Raw genomic sequence first — 18,170 nt, forward strand, 5'->3', positions numbered from 1 at the left:
AAATAGTATTTTATACAACAAAACCTCATTGAATTTCAATGAGGTTTTTTATTTTTACTTTATGAAGATAGAAGAGTTATACAGTTTATATATCACACATGGTTTAGTAGATACAGATACTAGAACTATTAGAAAAAACACACTTTTTTTTGCATTAAAAGGAGAGAATTTTAATGGAAATAAGTTTGCCGAAGAGGCAATAACTAATGGAGCTAGTTACGCAATAATTGATGAAGCTGATTATAAAACTTCAGAAAAATTAATTTTGGTTGATAATGTTTTGGAAACTCTACAAAAACTTGCAAATCATCATAGAAATCAACTAGGAATTCCTGTAATTGCATTAACAGGAAGTAATGGGAAAACAACAACAAAAGAATTGATAAATTCAGTTTTATCAAAAAAATATAAAACTACAGCAACTTTAGGAAATCTTAATAATCATATTGGTGTACCATTAACTTTATTGTCAATGAATAAGAATACAGAAGTTGGCATTGTAGAAATGGGAGCAAATCATGCTAAAGAAATTGAGTTTTTATCAGAAATAGCAAACCCTGATTATGGGTATATAACAAATTTTGGAAGCGCACATTTAGAAGGTTTTGGTTCTTTAGAAGGTGTGGTAAAGGCTAAATCAGAATTATATGATTATTTGAGAGCCAAAAACAAAAAAGTTTTTGTTAATCCCAATGATGAAAAGCAGATAGCTAAAACAAAAGATATAGAGAGTATTACCTTTGATGAAAGCATAAAGTTTATAGAGGCTAATCCATTTGTAAAGTTGTCGTATAATAATACAGAGATATTAAGTAATTTAATAGGAGCCTATAACTTTGCTAACATATCAGCGGCGATAACTATTGGTAATTACTTTAATGTAACAACAGAATTAATAAAAGAGGCAATTGAAAATTACGTCCCTTCTAATAATAGGTCTCAGGTAATAAATACAAAAACTAATAGAATAATTCTAGATGCTTACAATGCTAACCCTACAAGTATGAAAGCAGCCTTAGAGAGTTTTAGTAAGCTGCAAGCTAATAATAAAACAATAATTTTAGGAGATATGTTTGAACTTGGAAAATATAGTTCAAACGAACATCAGAGTATTGTAAATTTTATAAAAGAATTAAACTTAGACGAAGCTTTCCTTATAGGTGAGAATTTTTATAAAACCACGACTAAGTATAAAAGGTTTAATGGGTTTAATGAGTTTGAAGAATATATAAAGAACAACCAAATCGAGAGTAGTACAATTTTAGTAAAAGGCTCTAGAGGTATGGCTTTAGAAAGAGTTGTAGCGCTTTTTTAAAAAGAATTATTTCGGTGAAAGTTAACCAAATTATCAATAGGACGTTGAATTACATTAGTAATAGATAAATTATTTTTAGAGGCGACATTGTCTAATATATCCTGAAAGTAATAAGCAATTGATCCGATAAAATAAATTGGTGTTTGACTATTTTTTTCAAAAGGAAGAATACGATACTTGAAAAACTCTTGAACCCCTTTTTTTATCATTTTTCTGACGTATTTTTCATCTCTATACTCCAGCATAAATTTAGCAAAAGAAGCTAAATACATATTTGGATATGGTTTTTTATATAGGTTTATTTTTACGGTATCAGTATCAAGTTCAAAAGAAGTTTTAAATGCTGAAGCTATTTTTTTTGGCATTTTATTATAATAAAAATCACGTAATAATTTTTTGCCAAAATAATTCCCGCTAGCTTCATCCATAATAGTGTAGCCAAGTGATGGAGCTGTAGTAATCATGTCTTTTCCATCATAATAACAGCTGTTAGAACCTGTTCCTAAGATACACACAATACCAGGGTTTTTACCAGTACTAGCATAAACAGCGGCTAAGGTATCTTCAGAAACAAATACAGTTGCTTTTTTAAAGATAGATTTTAGAACATTTTGTAAACTTTTAGCAGCTTTAGGACTTCCACAACCAGCTCCATAAAAGTGGACTTGTAAAGTGTCGTTTTGTATTTTTAATAAGTTGTTAGCACTATTTATTGTGCTAAGCATTTCATCTTTTGTTAAAACAGACGGGTTTAGACCTAGAGTAGTTGTTCTAAAAACTTCTTTTTTAGTATCATCGAGAGCTATCCAATCAGCTTTAGTAGAACCACCATCGGCAATTAAAACCATTTCTTATTTTCTTTTTTAAGCTAAATATATAATTAAAAGAGTTTAAGAGAAATATGAAAAAATAAGAAGAAGCATTAAATCTTCTTCATTTGCTGTTTCATCATTTGCATTTGCTCTTTAAGCATGCCATGTTTATCTAGCTTTTTAGCTTCTGCCATTAAGTTTGTAGCTTCTCTTTTTCTACGTTTAGTCATTGCTATTCCTGCTAATTGTAATTTAGCCATGGCTAAGTCATGATCCATAGCTAGACCTAACTTAACAGCTTTCTTTAAAAACTTTTCGGCTTGAGTAATGTTAGTTTGAGATAGCATAATACCATGTAGGTAATTATAATACCCTTCTTGCTTTTTTGTTAATGCAGTAGATGGGTTTTTAATATACCCTAACCATTTTTGAGCTCCAGCAAAATTTTGTTTACGTAGTTGTAAGAAAGCTAAAAGAATAAACTCGTTTTTAAAATAAAATAAAATAAATAGTCCAGCAAGTAATAGTATTGATATACCGTTCATAATGTGCCCTTGTATGAACTCATATACAGACCATATAGTAATTAAGGTAGCTAAAACTAATTTTATATTTTTATTGAACATAATTGTCTCTTCTTTTTATCGGTTTGCAAAAATACATTTTTTTAACAGAAAACCTATCAACTTATTTTTTGTAATACTTTTTGTTTTTTATCCAAGCAAGAGTTCCTAAAACAGCAACAAAAGCTAAAGAATAATAAACTGATGCTGGCGTAACTACTTTATCACCACTTGCATAAGAATGTAGGCCAGATAAGTAAAAATTAACCCCCATGTAAGTCATCATAATTGATGAGATGGCTAAAATAGAAACTAAATTGAAAGTGTATCTTCCTCGTAAACCTGGTATTAAACGCATATGTAATACAAAAGAATATATCATAATAGAAACTAAAGCCCAAGTCTCTTTAGGGTCCCATCCCCAATAACGTCCCCAGCTTTCATTTGCCCACATTCCACCTAAAAAGTTACCAATCGTAAACATTACTAAACCAACAGTTAATGCCATTTCGTTTATAATAGTTAATTCTTTAATGTGTAAATCCATTTTCTTTTTGTTTTTCTTGTTGGTGAAAACGATTAAAAACAAAGCAAATACACCAAGAATCATTCCTAAGAAGAAAGGTCCGTAAGCAGCAACAATTATAGAAACGTGTACATATAGCCACCAAGAGTTTAATACTGGTTGTAAGTTAGCAATCTCAGGGTCTAACCAATTTTGGTGAGCAAAAGCTAAAATAATCGAGACTAAAAATGTTGTAGCAGCTATGGTTAATGAAGATTTTTTTCCTAGAATTAACCCAAATAACATAGTTGCTAAACCTACAAAAATAATGGACTCATAAGCATTACTCCAAGGGGCATTGCCACTAATATACCATCTAGCTGTTAATCCTAATACATGAAAAACGAAAAGGAAAATAACAATTCCTATAAGTATCTTAACTATATAGTTAACCCATGGTTTGTTATTAAAAATTTGTAAGAAAACAAAAACAATTAAAAGTAAACTTACGTATCCGTAATATTTAGAAAGTTTTACAAAAATATTTAACTTATTGTAAGCTATTTCTAAATCGATTTTGTCTTTAGAAGGAATAACTTCTGAACCAAATTTTTGTTGGAATTTCTTAATTCCATTTAAAACCTTATTGGTTTCAGTATAATCTCCCGATTTTTTTGATGCTTGTAATAACTGTAAATATACGGGTAATGACTGACGAACAAAAACAGAATCTGTTCCTTTAAAATTTGCCTGTAGTGTTTCGGGCTGCGAAACCCATTTGTTATTTTCGTCGTTAGGAATTGGATAAATACGTAATATACCACCTCCTAAAGCTTGCGATAACAACCAAACTCTTCTTTCAATCTTAATAGCATCTTGTTCAAATTTATTTTGAATCCTTTTCTTCTCAGCTTCAACAACAAGTTTGCTAATTTTTGAAGAGCCATCAGGGTTGTAAAAATCAATAAAACGAGCATATTCAGTATCTTCAGAAAGCCCTAAAATTTCTCTAATTTGTGTATTCCCTTTTTCCAGATACACAAAGGGAACGTTTAACCAAAGCATCGGACTTTCTGTAATTGAAAGTAAAATCTGGCTAGGATCCATGTCTTTAAATTTATCTACATGGGCTACTTTTCTAACTAATTCTGAAGCAAAGGTGTGGGCAGGCTTCATACGTCCACCAGCATCTTGAATAACTAAAGAACTAAATAAATCAGCATGTTTATTATCTACTTTATTTGCGATTAAAATAGAATCAATTTGGGCTTCAGAAACTTGTTTTGGTTCATGTTGTTTATGTTGCGTATAACTAGCTAAAGAAATAAATAAAGCAATTAGAGATAGCTTGGATTTCTTGTTTCGTATTTTAACTAATGATTGTTTTAAGTCGTAAAAACGAGTATTTTTAACAAATAAAGAAGCAGTTAAACCAAAGAACAATAAGAAATAACCAATGTACGTGACCCAAGTACCCCAAAAATCGTGATTTACAGATAAATGTGTTTGCTCGTGTTCACCGTCAATTTTATAACTTGATTGGAAAAATTTATACCCTCCGTAATCTAAAATATGGTTCATAAATATTCTATAATCGAATGTTTCGTTAGGAGCAATTACAGTAACTTCACTAGCATAAGCTGCGGCACTTTCTGATCCTGGATATTTTTCTAATTGAAAATCATTTAATTTTACGCTAAAAGGGGTTTGTAACAATTTAGATCCATACCAAGCTCTAAAATTTAAATTTCCAATACTAAATTGTTGTTGGTTGTCTACATTAAACTTGCCTCCATAAAACTCAACACGTTCAGTTTCTCCATTTGTAGTTATATCAAAAATTACGGTGTCATATTTTTTATCATCTTTTTTACCCCTAACTGTTTTAATCTCTCCTTTTTCTGGAGACTTAGGGACTACAAATTGTAATCCATTTACGTTGTGAAGTGTTAATAATTGAAAATGTTGAGCACTATCTTTAACTATTAAACCTTTCTTTTGATCAGCCATTCTAAACCAATCTCCATTATTTTTAGAAATCATTTTTAAGCTACCGTCTTCATAAAAGAAGTTAATTGAAGCAGCCTCTTTATTAGGAGCTTCAAAGCCTACTAAAATATTATGAATATTTTCAATAGTTCCTCTCTTAATGTAATGCTCGTGTCTGCTTCCATCAGAACTTTCTACAAAAAATAAATGCTCTGTTCCGTTTTCGTCTAAAACCATTTTTGTTTCAGACCAAGGAATATAGTCAACTAAATTAAAAGAAACCGTATGATTTTTTCCTGCCTTTTTAGGTTGAAAGTTTTCTTCAAAACTTGCAGAGTTTTTACCCCAAGCAGATAAAAGTAATTTGTTTGCAGTAGTTTTTTGAAATTCACCATTGTCAATAATGACATTTAAGTAGGTGTGCTCAGAATAAAATTGATTGGTTGTTTCTCCTTCATCAATAACCATTAAACCTTCATAACTAATATAACGAGTAATACCGGCGCCTATTAAGATTAATAGAAATGATATATGAAATAATAACACAGACCATTTTTCTTTTTTGTATAATCGGTACTTAAAAATATTTCCAAAAAAATTGATAACAAAGAACACCATAATCAACTCAAACCACCAAGTATTGTACACTAATGCTTTAGAGGTTTGGGTTCCGTAATCGTTTTCAATAAAAGTGGCAATTCCCATGGCAATGGCAAAAACAAAAAATAATACAGCCATTAAACGGGTAGAGTAGAGAATATCTAAGATTTTTTTCATCAGTAAATCTGCTAAGTATAAAACGTTGCAAATTTACGGATTAAAGCTCGCTTTTTTGAAAGAATGAGTGTTATTTTGAGAAAAGAATTGTTAAAGTTAGCATAATTAAATACCTATCTTTTCTCCCATTTTAACAAAGGTTTCCATCTTGTTTTTGGTGTTGGTTAAAATATCTTCATCAATAGTTATTTTGGAACTATTAACTAACAACACAATAGTTGAACCGCCAAAAGCAAAATATCCCATTTCATCGCCTTTTTTTACTTCGGAATTAGGTTTGTAGGTTTCAATAATACTTCCAACCATGGTCGCTCCAACGGGAGCAATGATAATATCTCCTTTGTCTTGTGTTGCCAAAGTACAGTACTCTCTTTTGTTTTCGCAGAATACTCTAGTGAAGTTAGCAGCCAAAGCGTGCGGAGAAACTGAGAAGTAGCGTCCTTTAATTTTGGTTACTTCGGAAGGAGTTCCGTTGTATGGAAAATGATACCTGTGGTAATCATTTGGAGCGAGTCGTAAAATAATTAAAGAATCGTTTTTATGTTTTGTGGCTAGCTCTTTATTGCCTAGAAATTCCTCTAAGGTAAATTTTCTTCCTTTGATAAAGAAGTTATGAATATCAGAAATGTTTTTAAATGCTAACATTTTTCCGTCACCAGGAGAAACAAAGCCTTCCTCAATAGGGCGTGCACCAGGTTTTAATTTTCGATAGAAAAAGTCATTGAAAGAAATGTAGTCTTCAGATGGTCTTTCGGCTTCACTCATGTCGATTTGAAGTTCTCTAACAAAACTGTTTATTTTGTTAATAGAATTAGGTTTGTTCATGAGCTTACCATACCACGATGACAAAAATTTACGTTTAACTAATGGTAATAAAGCCATTTTACCAAATGGATTATTATATAGCAATTTTAAATACCCTTCTCCAGGAGGGGTTTCGGTAATTATTTTACCTGTTTTTCTATCAATAAATTTTATTTTCATAACTGTTATTCTTCTACACTATCAATTAAAATAGTTAACATATCAATGGCAGCTTGCGCAATTTTAGTTCCAGGGCCAAAAACACCTACAGCACCAGCGTCAAATAAGAATTGGTAATCTTGTGCTGGAATTACACCACCAACAATAACCATAATATCTTCACGGTCATATTTTTTAAGTTCAGCAATAACTTGCGGAACTAACGTTTTATGTCCTGCAGCCAATGATGAAATACCTAAAATATGTACATCATTTTCTATAGCTTGTTTGGTGGCTTCTTGTGGTGTTTGGAATAATGGACCTATATCTACATCAAAACCTAAATCAGCATAACCAGTAGCAACTACTTTAGCACCACGATCGTGACCGTCTTGTCCTAATTTAGCAATCATAATTCGAGGACGTCGCCCTTCTAATTCTGAAAACTTATCAGCTAATTCGGTAGCTTTTTTAAATAACTCGTCGTCTTTTATTTCTTTACTATACACGCCAGATATTGTTTTATGTACTGCTTTATGACGTCCAAAAATAGTTTCAAGAGCGTCAGAAATTTCACCTAAAGTAGCTCTGTTTCTTGCAGCTTTTACCGCTAAATCTAATAAATTTCCTTCACCTGTTTTAGCAGATTCAGTTAAATCACGTAAAGTTTTATCTACTTCAGCTTGATTTCTTTTCGATTTTAAGTCGTTTAGTCTGTCAATTTGAGATTGACGAACTGCTTCATTATCTACCTCCAAAATATGTAAAGGATCCTCTTGCTCTAATTGGTATTTGTTAACACCAACAATAACATCTTGTCCACTATCGATTTTTGCTTGTTTTTTTGCAGCAGCTTCTTCTATACGCATTTTAGGAATCCCTTTTTCAATAGCTTTGGTCATTCCTCCTAATTCTTCAACTTCTTGAATTAGCTCCCATGCTTTATTGGCAATTTCTTCAGTAAGTTTTTCTACATGATAACTACCTGCCCAAGGATCAACTGTTTTTGTAATATGGGTTTCTTGTTGTAAGTATATTTGTGTGTTACGAGCAATTCGTGCTGAAAAATCGGTAGGTAAGGCAATTGCCTCATCTAAAGCGTTGGTATGTAAACTTTGTGTTCCTCCAAAAGCAGCAGCCATAGCTTCAATTGCAGTACGGGCTACGTTGTTAAAAGGATCTTGCTCAGTTAAACTCCATCCACTAGTTTGGCAGTGAGTTCTTAATGCTAATGACTTTGGGTTTTTAGGGTTAAATTGCTTTACCAATTTAGACCATAACATTCTTCCTGCACGCATTTTGGCAATTTCCATAAAATGATTCATTCCAATAGCCCAGAAGAAAGATAAGCGAGGAGCGAAGGTGTCAATGTCCATTCCTGCTTCTAGCCCTTTTTTAATGTATTCCAATCCGTCAGCTAAAGTATAAGCCAATTCAATTTCTGCAGTAGCACCAGCTTCTTGCATATGGTATCCAGAGATAGAAATTGAATTAAATCTAGGCATATTTTCAGAAGTATATCTAAAAATATCAGCAATAATTTTCATTGATGGAGTAGGTGGGTAAATGTAAGTATTACGCACCATAAACTCTTTTAAAATATCGTTTTGAATAGTTCCTGATAATAGTTTAGGAGCTACACCTTGTTCTTCAGCTGCTACAATATAAAATGCCAAAATTGGTAAAACGGCTCCATTCATAGTCATGGAAACGGACATTTTATCTAATGGTATTTGGTCGAACAAAACTTTCATGTCTTCCACAGAATCTATAGCAACACCAGCTTTTCCAACATCACCTTGTACACGTTCGTGGTCTGAGTCGTAACCACGGTGTGTAGCTAAATCAAAAGCAACTGATAATCCTTTTTGACCAGCAGCTAAATTTCTACGGTAAAAAGCATTGCTTTCTTCAGCTGTAGAAAAACCTGCATATTGACGAATTGTCCAAGGTCTACGAACATACATGGTAGAGTAAGGTCCACGTAAGTTAGGTGCAATACCTGCAACAAAATCTTCGTGTTTAAAGTTTTTGTTTTGCTGTTCTTGGCTTTTATCTATTTGTATGTTTGATATATCTTTTCTACTCATTTTCTAAACGTTCTTGTTCTAGCTTTTCAGCTAATCGTTTTTGAATAATAGGTTGAATTAGTGTTTTTTCGTTACGAATTTTCAAGAAAGGCGAAACTTCTAAATCGTTTTTCATCTTGTCATTTTCGTTTTGAATTTTGTTTGTTCCAAGTAAAACTAATTCTCCTGAGTCAAATAATTGTTGTTCTTTATCTGCAGATTCTTTTATTTTTCGTTGGATAACTCCTTCTTTTAGTTGTTTTAAGAAACCACCGCCTTTTTCTATTAATTTAAAAACTTCTAGTGCTTTTTGGGCAAGTTGTTGAGTAATTGTTTCAATGTAGTATGCACCGTCAGCAATATTTTGGGCTTCTGCTAACTCGCTTTCTTGCTGTAGAATTAATAGTTGATTTCTTGATATACGTTCTCCAAACTCGTTCGGTTGATGAAAAATCTTATCGTAAGAGTTATTGGCTACAGTGTTTGTTCCTCCTAAAATAGCGCTCATACATTCAGAGGTAGTCCGTAGCATGTTTACATTGTAGTCGTATATAGTTTTGTTACGTGTGCTTGGTTGTGTAAAAATATGAGCAGTTGCTTCGGTATTGTATTCTTTTAAAAGAGCATTCCATAAAACTCTAAAAGCTCTTAGTTTGGCAATTTCAAAAAAGTAATTACTTCCTACAGAAAAATTAAAGTGAATATTGTTTGCAATTGAGCTTCCAAAATGATTCAAGTATTCGTTTGCGTGTGCAAGTGCATATGCTAATTGTTGAACGATGGTTGCTCCTGCATTTTGATAAATGGAAGCATTAACACAAATAGCATTTTGAGTAGCTTTTGCTATTTCTTCTAATTGTGTATGATCGCTTTTAAGATTAGAATACCAGTTTCCTGAGCTAGCTAAGTTTCCTATAACATCTATATTGAAGTAGCACTTGTCCGAGTTTGTGAAATCAGCTAGTTTTTTTACAAATTGTGATGATAAAAAATTAAAAGTAAAGTAAAGTAAGGTTTTTTGAGTGTCAATTCCTTTTAATAAGGTATTGTAGTCAAACTCTTTTTTTGCGCTGAATTTTATGGCGTTTGCTCCTCTTTTAATTGAGTCGATAGCAAATGTATTTGCTTCTTCTTCATTCTCAATGTTAATAGATTGACAAATTGCAAAACCTTTATTTGGGGTATTAATCTGAATATTGGTTCTATCTTCTTTAGTGTAAAAAGGTTTTACAGTAATACCTTCTTCAGTTTTCCATAAAAGTGTATCGTTATAATCGGCACCTTTAAGGTCTACTTGTATTTTTTGTTTCCATTCTGCAGGGGTAACACCTTGAAATTCGTCAAATAAATAGTTACTCATTACTTTTTTATGGTATCAAATTCAATAATATAAATATCTTCATCTTCTTTCTTCATTAAGTACTTTTCTCTAGCATAGCGTTCTAGTTGAAGAGAGTCTTGTAGTTGTTGGATGGTTTTTTTGTCTTTCTTGATTTTTTTTTCATGATAATCAATCCAGCTCTTTAGTTCATTAATCTCTTTATTAAACTCTCTATGGGTAAGGTAAGAATTTTCATCAAAAAAAAGCATCCAAACCACAAAAACAGTGAGTATAATCACGTAAATATTAGTGACTATTTTAAAGGAAGGTTTGTTTTTAATTGATTTTAAACTCATTTTATAAACGGTCGTTAATTACAGTTCTTACAATATCTATAGCTACGGTATTATATCTATCGTTAGGTATAATGATATCAGCATAATTTTTTGTAGGTTCGATAAATTGTTGGTGCATAGGTTTTAAAGTGCTTTGGTAACGGTTTAAAACTTCATCAACATCTCTACCTCGTTCTTTAATGTCTCTTCTTACACGTCTAATCAAGCGTTCGTCAGCATCAGCATGAACAAAAACTTTTATGTCACACAAGTTACGAAGTTCTTTGCTATTAAAAATTAAAATACCTTCAATTATAATAACTTTTCTGGGGTGTGTTTTTATGGTGTCTTTGGTTCTATTGTGAGCAACGAAAGAATAAACAGGTTGTTCGATAATACATCCATTTTTTAATTCAGATAGGTGATCTACCATTAAATCAAAGTCAATTGCTCTAGGATGGTCAAAATTAATCTTAGTACGTTCTTCGTAAGTTAGGTTGTCTGTTTGTTTGTAGTAGGAGTCTTGAGAGATAACGCAAACTTCATCTGCAGGAAGTTCGTTAATAATTTGGTTTACTACCGTGGTTTTTCCACTTCCTGTACCTCCAGCAATACCAATAACAAATATATTCTTCATTAAGTTTTTGTAAAAATAGAGTTATGACAAATTTAGCAAAATAAGCGCATAAAAAAAGCGCTAACTTTTTGTTAGCGCTTTTAGTTTTGAGCCGATGGAGGGACTCGAACCCACGACCTGCTGATTACAAATCAGCTGCTCTAGCCAGCTGAGCTACATCGGCGTTTGCCTCAAAAGCGTGGCAAATATATAATGTTTTTTGAAACTGAAAAAACTTTTTTTTATTTTTTTTAAAAGGTGTTTTTTGTAATGATTTTAGAAGTTTTTTAAGTTGTTGAATTTTAGTTTGTTTTGATTATTTAGAGAGGTAGAATTTTTTTGAAAAAAAATAAAAGAAGTCGGGATGAGTGGATTCGAACCACCGATCTCTGGTCCCCCAGACCAGCACTTTAACCGGACTAAGCTACATCCCGATGTTACAAATATATTTAAAAAAGAAAAGTTCTAAGTAATTTTACTTAGAACTTTATCAAGAATAAATATTATAATGAGAGTGGTAGTTGATGAAACTACTATTCCTATTGTGTATACTGTAAACGAGCTTAAACATTATTTATTGTTTAAGCTGTTAAAGGTTTTCCTTTTAAACGTTTTTCAATGCGTTGTTTTACAGCTGTTAACCGTTTCATTAAATCCATTAATGCGCTGTCTTTTGTTTGTTTATATACCTCATTAATCTCTAGTATAAGAGCTTTTGCTTCTCTAGCGGCTAGTATTCTATCACTAGTAGTAATAAACTTGAATTTTCTGTTTTCAAATTCTTCCGCCTTATTGATTAATTCTGAATTCATAAAATTTACCAATTTAATTTAAAATTTCTTTATTAGGTTTTGTCTGATAAAAAAGATATGTGCCTAAAAATAACTGGGGCGACAAATATATGGGAAACTTTCTGTTTCTAAACAAATAAGCTTATCAATTTGGTTTATTAGTTAATAAGTTTTTCTTATAAGACTAAAATATTTTTTAGCATTATCGTATTATCAGTTATAAGTATTATCTATAAATATAAAAGTAACGATTTTATTTTGCTATTTCAAATTATTAATAGAAAATTAACAGTTTTAGCTGATTAATTTAGTGAATTTTTAAGGAATGAGAGAGTTTTTAGTTATTATGCAGTACTTTTGCGTTTATATAGACGTTAAAGTAGGAACATGAGAAAGTTATTATTCTTAATTTTTGTTGTTTTAATATTTTCTTGTAACAGTCAAGGAAAAAGAAGTGTTTTAGGAGATTCTGATTTTCAAAAGGAAATGAATGCTAAGTTTAAAGATGCTTCAAGATCTCCGCTTACAAAAAAAGGGTTAAAGAAATTTAAAGGCTTAGATTTTTTTCCTATTGATAAAAAGTACACTGTAAAAGCTAACTTAGAAAAGACGTTTAATACTCCTATTACTAATTTTCCTACAACAACAAACAGGGTGGTAATGTATAGAAAATATGGAGTTTTATCTTTTTCTATTGATGGAGAAGACTTTAAGCTTACTATTTATCAAGATGTAAATCCTACTCCTGAGTATGCAAATCATTTGTTTTTACCTTTTTTAGATAAAACAAATGGAAAAACATCGTATAAAGGTGGTCGTTTTATAGATATTTATACGACCGATATACAGGAAGATGGAACTGTAGAGGTAGATTTTAATAAAGCTTACAATCCTTACTGCGCTTACAGTGATAGGTATTCTTGTCCAATTACGCCAAGTGATAATTACCTAAATACAGAAATTAAAGCAGGGGTAATGGCATATAAAAAACCAAAATAAAAGTGTCCTGCAATTGCAGGACACTTTTATTTTGAAGGAGGTGTTAAACCTTCTTCACTGTCTTGTTTAATTGCTTTTATTAACGAATCCAAATATGGTCTTCTTACCTTGAGTTTAGTTTCTTTATGAGCTTTCTTGTTTAGTTTAGAAAACATTGAAGCTACTTTGATTGCAGTAGGTAATAGATGTTCTTGAGGAACAATTTTATCTAAAAAACCAGCGGTAATAGCATCTTGTGGATTGTAAATTTCAGAGCAACTAACACTTCTTTCAAAATAAACAGGGGTTAAACGTGCTTTAGCTATTTCAATACCGGCATTGTGCATGGTCATACCGATTAAAACTTCGTTTAATCCAATTTTAAAATCACCTTCAATTCCTAGTCTATAGTCAACAGATAGGAGTAAGAAAGCTCCTTTTGCCACAGCATGACCAGAACAGGCAGCAATTATAGGGTAAGGAAAAGACAACATTCTATGCGATAAATTAGAGCCTTTGGTAACCAATTCTAAAGCTGATTCAGGAGATTGAGTCATGCTTTTTAAGTCGTAACCAGCAGAGAATATTCCTGGTTGTCCTGTTAGTATTACTGGTTTTTCTTCTTTTTCAGCTTTGTCAAAAGAGGTGTTTAAAGCATCAATCACTTCATGAGAAATAGCATTAGCTTTTCCGTTAGTAATAGTGATGATTACATAGTTTTCTTCTGATTTGTATTGTATAAGTTCACTCATTTGTTATATAAATTTACTCACAAAGTGAGATTTGTTTTTAGGGTAAAGTGTAGTTTAAATAGTTTGTGAATTCGTCCAAAAATAATTTACTAAGTAAATTCCTGCGAAAACAGCTAAAAATCCGATGATAAAGCTAGTAACAGTATATAGCGCAAAAGAGGCGAAATCTCCAGATTTTAGAAAGATATGATTTTCATAGGCAAAGGTTGAAAAAGTTGTAAATCCGCCACAGAAACCAGTAGCTAATAATAAAGTGTGGTTTTGTGTTATGGTTTCGTTTTTAGTAGCAAGTCCTAAAATAATTCCAATAAGTAAACTACCAAGAATGTTAGCAACAAAAGTTCCGTACGGAATTCCTGTTTGAGAGCTGTTTAGAGCTTTTCCGATAATATATCGTAAAACGCTTCCTGCTCCACCACCTATAAAAACTAATAATAACTGTTTCACAAAAAATACTTTTGGGTTAATAGCCAAATTTTGCTCTTTTATTGAATGAGATGTTGTAAGAATCTCTAAAGGAGCTTTTCATGTCATTGCGAAAATAAGAAAACCTCACAAATTTGTGAGGTTTTCTTTATATATATGTTATAGCGGTTTATAGTTCTACATCGTCAGCATCTGTCCAATTCCATTTTCCTGAAATGATTCCCTTTTTTACAGTAACAATACCAGGGTTAGCTCTGATTACGGTTTTTAGAGCAGTTTCATCACAAAAACCAAAGGTGTAAGGAAGGCCATATTCTTTTTGGGTAGCAGCTAAATCTTCAATGTAAGAAGCGGTTAATACATAAATTTCATAACCTTGTTCGCTAGCTTGTTTTGCAATCTTAGAAACATCAGCGATACCTTCTTTTTCTGTTTTCTTTAAATTAGACATAATAACAAGCATTGCTTTTTCTTTTGCAAGCATTTCTTCTAACTTATCTCCTTCGTCTGTCTCTATCATGAAATCATGTATAGGAGGAAGTTCGTCGCTATCTTCTGGGTATTCCATTCCTTTGGCAATATCTGTACCTATAGAATAAGCTCTAAAATCAATAATTGGTAAATGTTGTAAAACATAATAAGTTATAATTAATGATAGAAAAACAGAGCTAAAGGTTGTTAAAGAAGCAAATTTATTTGAAACTAAAGGTTTAATGTGTTTAACTCCAATAATAAGAATCACAATAAAAACCATAAAAACAACATTCTTGTAAAATGTTTCTTTAGGTGTAAGTTTTAAAGCGTCACCAAAACATCCACAATCTGTAACTTTGTTGTAGGTATAAGAGTACCAAGTTAAAAATAAGAAAACTAGGTTTAAACCAAATAAGCTCCAAACAGTAAGTTTAGGTTTGTAACCTACTAAAAGCATAATACCTAAAACCAATTCGGTAACAATTAAAAGAATTGAAAAAGGTAAAGCGAAAGGAATTAAGAATTCTAAATTTAATACATCGGCGCCAAAATATTCTTCAAATTTATATTGAGATCCGATTGGATCTATCAATTTTACAAATCCAGAGTAAATAAAAAGAAGTCCTACAAGTACTCTTGAAATATGAGTTAGCATTTTTAAAATCATAGGGGTGTTTTTTAGGTTAATTATCTGATTCAGAAAGGTGAATCATGGCAAAAATAGCATAATTAATCATATCTTGATAATTAGCATCAATTCCTTCAGAAACTAAAGTTTTGCCTTGATTGTTTTCAATTTGTTTTACACGAAGTAGTTTTTGCAGAATTAAATCGGTTAACGAAGAAACTCTCATGTCTCTCCAAGCTTCACCATAATCATGGTTTTTGTTTTCCATTAACTCTTTGGTGATTTTTATGTGTTTATCGTATAAAGTAGTAGCCTCTTCGGTAGTTAAATCAGGTTGCTCAACAATACCTAACTCAATTTGAATTAATGCCATTACCGAATAATTAATAATGCCTATAAATTCTGATTTTTCTCCTTCATCAACTTTTCGCTCAGTATTTTCTTGTAATTGACGTATACGTTGAGCTTTGATAAATATCTGATCGGTTAGCGATGGAAGTCTTAAAATCCTCCAAGCACTACCATAATCGCTCATTTTTTTTATAAATAAACTTTTACATTCTTCAACTACAGCATCATACTGTTTTGAGGTATCTTGCATCTTTCCTGTTTAAAAGTATTCGACCAAAAATAGTAAATATTACAAGCTTTTCATTTATTTTTACTTGGAAATTTAGCATGATGACAATTAATTGTAAAGGAACCTTGGTGGATTTAACTAAGCCTAAGGTTATGGGGATTTTAAATGTTACTCCTGATTCTTTTTTTGATGGAGGAAAGTATAAAAATGAACGAGATATCCTTGTACAGGCAGAAAAGATGTTGAGTGAAGGGGCTACGTTTATTGATGTAGGTGCATATTCTTCAAGACCAGGAGCAAAGCATATTTCGGAAGAAGAGGAACTACAAAGAATGCTTCCTGTGGTGGAGTTGTTGGTTAAAAATTTTCCTGAAATTATTATTTCGGTAGACTCATTTAGAAGTAGAGTAGTGGAAGAGTCGATAAATACAGGTGCTGGAATTATAAATGATATTTCTGGTGGAAAGATGGATGTGAAAATGTTTGAGACAGTGGCAAAATTACAAGTTCCATATATTATGATGCATATGCAGGGAACACCGCAAAATATGCAACAAAATCCTCAATATGAAAATGTGGTTACAGAAGTGGTTTCTTTTTTTGCAGAACAGCTTTTTAAATTGCGCCAGCTAAAGGTGAATGATGTAATTATAGATGTTGGTTTTGGTTTTGGTAAAACACTTAATCAAAACTATGAGTTGCTTAAAAGGTTATCAATGTTTAAAAGTTTAGATGTTCCTATTTTAACTGGGGTTTCTAGAAAATCTATGTTATATAAATTGTTAGGAATTACATCGCAAGAAGCTCTAAATGCTACTACTGTAGCAAATACAATTGCTTTGCTAAACGGAACACACATTTTAAGGGTGCACGATGTAAAAGAAGCAGTTGAGGCGGTTAAAATTGTGGAACAGTTGTAATAAAATCCTTACATTTACTTATTAGGTAAAGACAAAATGCCTAAAAGCTTGTTTTAAAGTTAAAAAACTTCAAAAAATTAATGAATTTAGATTTCATCAACTTTTCGTTTCTTGATGTGTTAGATATTTTTTTGGTAGCTGTATTGCTTTTCTATATCTATAAGTTGTTAAAAGGAACCGTAGCGATTAACATTGTAATAGGAATTGCATTTATATTTTTAATATGGAAAGTTACTCAAGCCTTGCACATGGAGATGTTAAGTGGTATTTTAGGTTATTTACTTTCTGGTGGTGTTATAGCATTGATTATTGTGTTTCAACAAGAAATTCGTAAGTTTTTATTAATGATAGGAACTACTAATTTTTCTACTAAAAAGGGGTTTTTAAATCAGTTGAAGTTTCTAAAAACTGAAATTCATTCCGAAACAGATGTTGAAACTATTTTAACAGCTTGTGTTAACTTGTCAAAAACTAAAACAGGGGCATTATTAGTCATTGAAAAAACAAACAACCTTGATTTTTTAATTAATACGGGAGATAAAATGAATGCTTTGGTGAATGAAGCAATTATAGAGAGTATTTTTTATAAAAATAGCCCGTTACATGATGGAGCAACAGTTATTCGTGATAATTATATTGTAGCTACTCGAGTAATACTACCTATTTCTAGTAGTACTAAAATACCTTCTAGGTTTGGGTTACGCCATAGAGCAGCTATTGGGGTTAGTGAGAAAACAGATGCCCTTTGTTTATTGGTTTCAGAAGAAACAGGTGAGCTTTCTTATATAAAAGATGGTGAATTTGTGTTGTATAAGTCGCTGGAAGAACTTCGTAAAAAATTAGAAAAAGATGTTATGGCATAAAAAAAGCTCGCAACTTGCGAGCTTTTTTTATGTTCTGTCCAAAAAAGATTATTGAGCAGGAGCCATTTTAGATTGAATAGCAGTCATAACTTGGCTAAACTTAACAGCATCATCTTGACTTAAATTACCAAGAATTTCTTGTGATTTACTAGCTAATTCAACACCTTTTTGAGCTAATTCAGAGTTTTTTACTACATCTCCTTTTGCTTCTATGTATGTTTTAGCATACTCAGTATAAGACTGTAAGTATTCACCTACTTTTGGATCTTCAAATTCAGGAATTTCGATACCTTCAATTGCAGACTCTACAGTTTTAACAGCTTCTTCAGTAGTTTCTTCAACTTCCTTAGCAGCTTCTTTAGCTTCTTCAGTAGCTTTGTCTACTGTTTCAACAGCTTCTTTTTTAACGTCTTTAGCTTCTTCTTTTGTGTTTTTACAAGAGGTTGCTAATAAAGAAGCAACTACAAATGCAGATAAAATTACTTTTTTCATC

18 protein-coding genes and 2 tRNA genes are annotated in these 18,170 nt (G+C 31.6%); 4 read left to right on the top strand and 16 right to left on the bottom strand.

Annotation, left to right across the window (positions count from 1 at the left end; all coding sequences use genetic code 11):
* Nucleotides 1-61 precede the first annotated feature (61 nt).
* Nucleotides 62-1,315, top strand: a complete 1,254-nt coding sequence (locus tag AC3VJB_RS00220; RefSeq protein WP_167714257.1) for a UDP-N-acetylmuramoyl-tripeptide--D-alanyl-D-alanine ligase — start codon at nt 62-64, stop codon at nt 1,313-1,315.
* On the opposite strand, the gene AC3VJB_RS00225 is transcribed toward AC3VJB_RS00220, so the two are convergent.
* The 11 genes from AC3VJB_RS00225 to AC3VJB_RS00275 all read right to left on the bottom strand — a co-directional run bounded on the left by AC3VJB_RS00225 (nt 1,312) and on the right by AC3VJB_RS00275 (nt 12,077).
* Nucleotides 1,312-2,163, bottom strand: a complete 852-nt coding sequence (locus AC3VJB_RS00225; protein WP_159615364.1) for an N-acetylglucosamine kinase — start codon at nt 2,161-2,163, stop codon at nt 1,312-1,314. The two genes, AC3VJB_RS00220 and AC3VJB_RS00225, sit on opposite strands and share 4 nt — an antisense overlap.
* Before the next feature lie 74 nt (nt 2,164-2,237).
* Complete coding sequence (locus AC3VJB_RS00230; RefSeq protein WP_047790228.1) at nt 2,238-2,753, bottom strand: hypothetical protein; 516 nt, start codon at nt 2,751-2,753, stop codon at nt 2,238-2,240.
* Between the two features lie 61 nt (nt 2,754-2,814).
* On the bottom strand, nt 2,815-5,961 hold the full coding sequence (locus AC3VJB_RS00235; RefSeq protein WP_073184695.1) for a cytochrome c biogenesis protein CcsA: 3,147 nt from the start codon (nt 5,959-5,961) through the stop codon (nt 2,815-2,817).
* A gap of 105 nt (nt 5,962-6,066) precedes the next feature.
* Entirely contained in the window at nt 6,067-6,945 is an 879-nt protein-coding gene (locus tag AC3VJB_RS00240) for a phosphatidylserine decarboxylase (protein WP_437823909.1), read from the bottom strand.
* A 5-nt stretch (nt 6,946-6,950) separates the two neighbouring features.
* Entirely contained in the window at nt 6,951-9,014 is a 2,064-nt protein-coding gene (scpA, locus tag AC3VJB_RS00245) for a methylmalonyl-CoA mutase (protein ID WP_437823911.1), read from the bottom strand.
* The gene (locus AC3VJB_RS00250) at nt 9,007-10,353 is read right to left on the bottom strand and encodes a methylmalonyl-CoA mutase subunit beta (RefSeq protein WP_437823912.1); all 1,347 of its coding nucleotides are present in this window, start codon (nt 10,351-10,353) and stop codon (nt 9,007-9,009) included. The genes scpA and AC3VJB_RS00250 overlap by 8 nt, the downstream gene beginning before the upstream one ends.
* Nucleotides 10,353-10,670 carry an FtsB family cell division protein gene (locus tag AC3VJB_RS00255; RefSeq protein WP_047790222.1) on the bottom strand — a complete coding sequence of 106 codons (318 nt, stop codon included), beginning with the start codon at nt 10,668-10,670 and terminating at the stop codon, nt 10,353-10,355. Before AC3VJB_RS00255 ends, AC3VJB_RS00250 begins: the two co-directional genes overlap by 1 nt.
* A 1-nt stretch (nt 10,671) precedes the next feature.
* Nucleotides 10,672-11,277, bottom strand: coding sequence for a uridine kinase (gene udk / locus AC3VJB_RS00260; RefSeq protein WP_047790269.1), 606 nt, complete (start codon nt 11,275-11,277; stop codon nt 10,672-10,674).
* Nucleotides 11,278-11,375: 98 nt separating this feature from the next.
* Nucleotides 11,376-11,449: transfer RNA gene (locus AC3VJB_RS00265), tRNA-Thr, on the bottom strand.
* A 175-nt stretch (nt 11,450-11,624) separates the two neighbouring features.
* Nucleotides 11,625-11,699 (bottom strand) — tRNA-Pro (locus AC3VJB_RS00270).
* A 147-nt stretch (nt 11,700-11,846) separates the two neighbouring features.
* Nucleotides 11,847-12,077 carry a hypothetical protein gene (locus AC3VJB_RS00275; protein ID WP_047790221.1) on the bottom strand — a complete coding sequence of 77 codons (231 nt, stop codon included), beginning with the start codon at nt 12,075-12,077 and terminating at the stop codon, nt 11,847-11,849.
* Nucleotides 12,078-12,443: 366 nt separating this feature from the next.
* On the opposite strand from AC3VJB_RS00275, the gene AC3VJB_RS00280 reads away from it, so the two are divergent.
* Entirely contained in the window at nt 12,444-13,055 is a 612-nt protein-coding gene (locus AC3VJB_RS00280; RefSeq protein WP_437823914.1) for a DUF1684 domain-containing protein, read from the top strand.
* A gap of 26 nt (nt 13,056-13,081) precedes the next feature.
* Here AC3VJB_RS00280 and AC3VJB_RS00285 read toward each other — a convergent pair whose 3' ends face one another.
* The 4 genes from AC3VJB_RS00285 to AC3VJB_RS00300 all read right to left on the bottom strand — a co-directional run bounded on the left by AC3VJB_RS00285 (nt 13,082) and on the right by AC3VJB_RS00300 (nt 15,915).
* Nucleotides 13,082-13,786 (bottom strand): crotonase/enoyl-CoA hydratase family protein, encoded by a 705-nt coding sequence (locus tag AC3VJB_RS00285; RefSeq protein ID WP_159494547.1) that lies wholly within the window; start codon nt 13,784-13,786, stop codon nt 13,082-13,084.
* 54 nt (nt 13,787-13,840) lie between these two features.
* Nucleotides 13,841-14,233: a fluoride efflux transporter CrcB gene (gene crcB, locus AC3VJB_RS00290; RefSeq protein ID WP_047790268.1), complete on the bottom strand. Its 393-nt coding sequence runs from the start codon at nt 14,231-14,233 to the stop codon at nt 13,841-13,843.
* Nucleotides 14,234-14,381: 148 nt separating this feature from the next.
* Nucleotides 14,382-15,353, bottom strand: a complete 972-nt coding sequence (locus AC3VJB_RS00295) for a BT_3928 family protein (RefSeq protein ID WP_159494548.1) — start codon at nt 15,351-15,353, stop codon at nt 14,382-14,384.
* A 16-nt stretch (nt 15,354-15,369) separates the two neighbouring features.
* Entirely contained in the window at nt 15,370-15,915 is a 546-nt protein-coding gene (locus AC3VJB_RS00300) for a DUF1599 domain-containing protein (protein ID WP_047790217.1), read from the bottom strand.
* Between the two features lie 80 nt (nt 15,916-15,995).
* On the opposite strand from AC3VJB_RS00300, the gene folP reads away from it, so the two are divergent.
* The gene (gene folP, locus AC3VJB_RS00305; protein ID WP_497667311.1) at nt 15,996-16,814 is read left to right on the top strand and encodes a dihydropteroate synthase; all 819 of its coding nucleotides are present in this window, start codon (nt 15,996-15,998) and stop codon (nt 16,812-16,814) included.
* An 80-nt stretch (nt 16,815-16,894) separates the two neighbouring features.
* Complete coding sequence (gene cdaA / locus AC3VJB_RS00310) at nt 16,895-17,677, top strand: diadenylate cyclase CdaA (protein ID WP_047790215.1); 783 nt, start codon at nt 16,895-16,897, stop codon at nt 17,675-17,677.
* Nucleotides 17,678-17,725: 48 nt separating this feature from the next.
* Here the strand turns inward: cdaA and AC3VJB_RS00315 are convergent, their stop codons facing one another.
* On the bottom strand, nt 17,726-18,169 hold the full coding sequence (locus tag AC3VJB_RS00315) for a hypothetical protein (protein WP_497666619.1): 444 nt from the start codon (nt 18,167-18,169) through the stop codon (nt 17,726-17,728).
* Between the last annotated feature and the right edge of the window lies 1 nt (nt 18,170).

This window comes from Tenacibaculum sp. TB-53 (assembly GCF_059716285.2).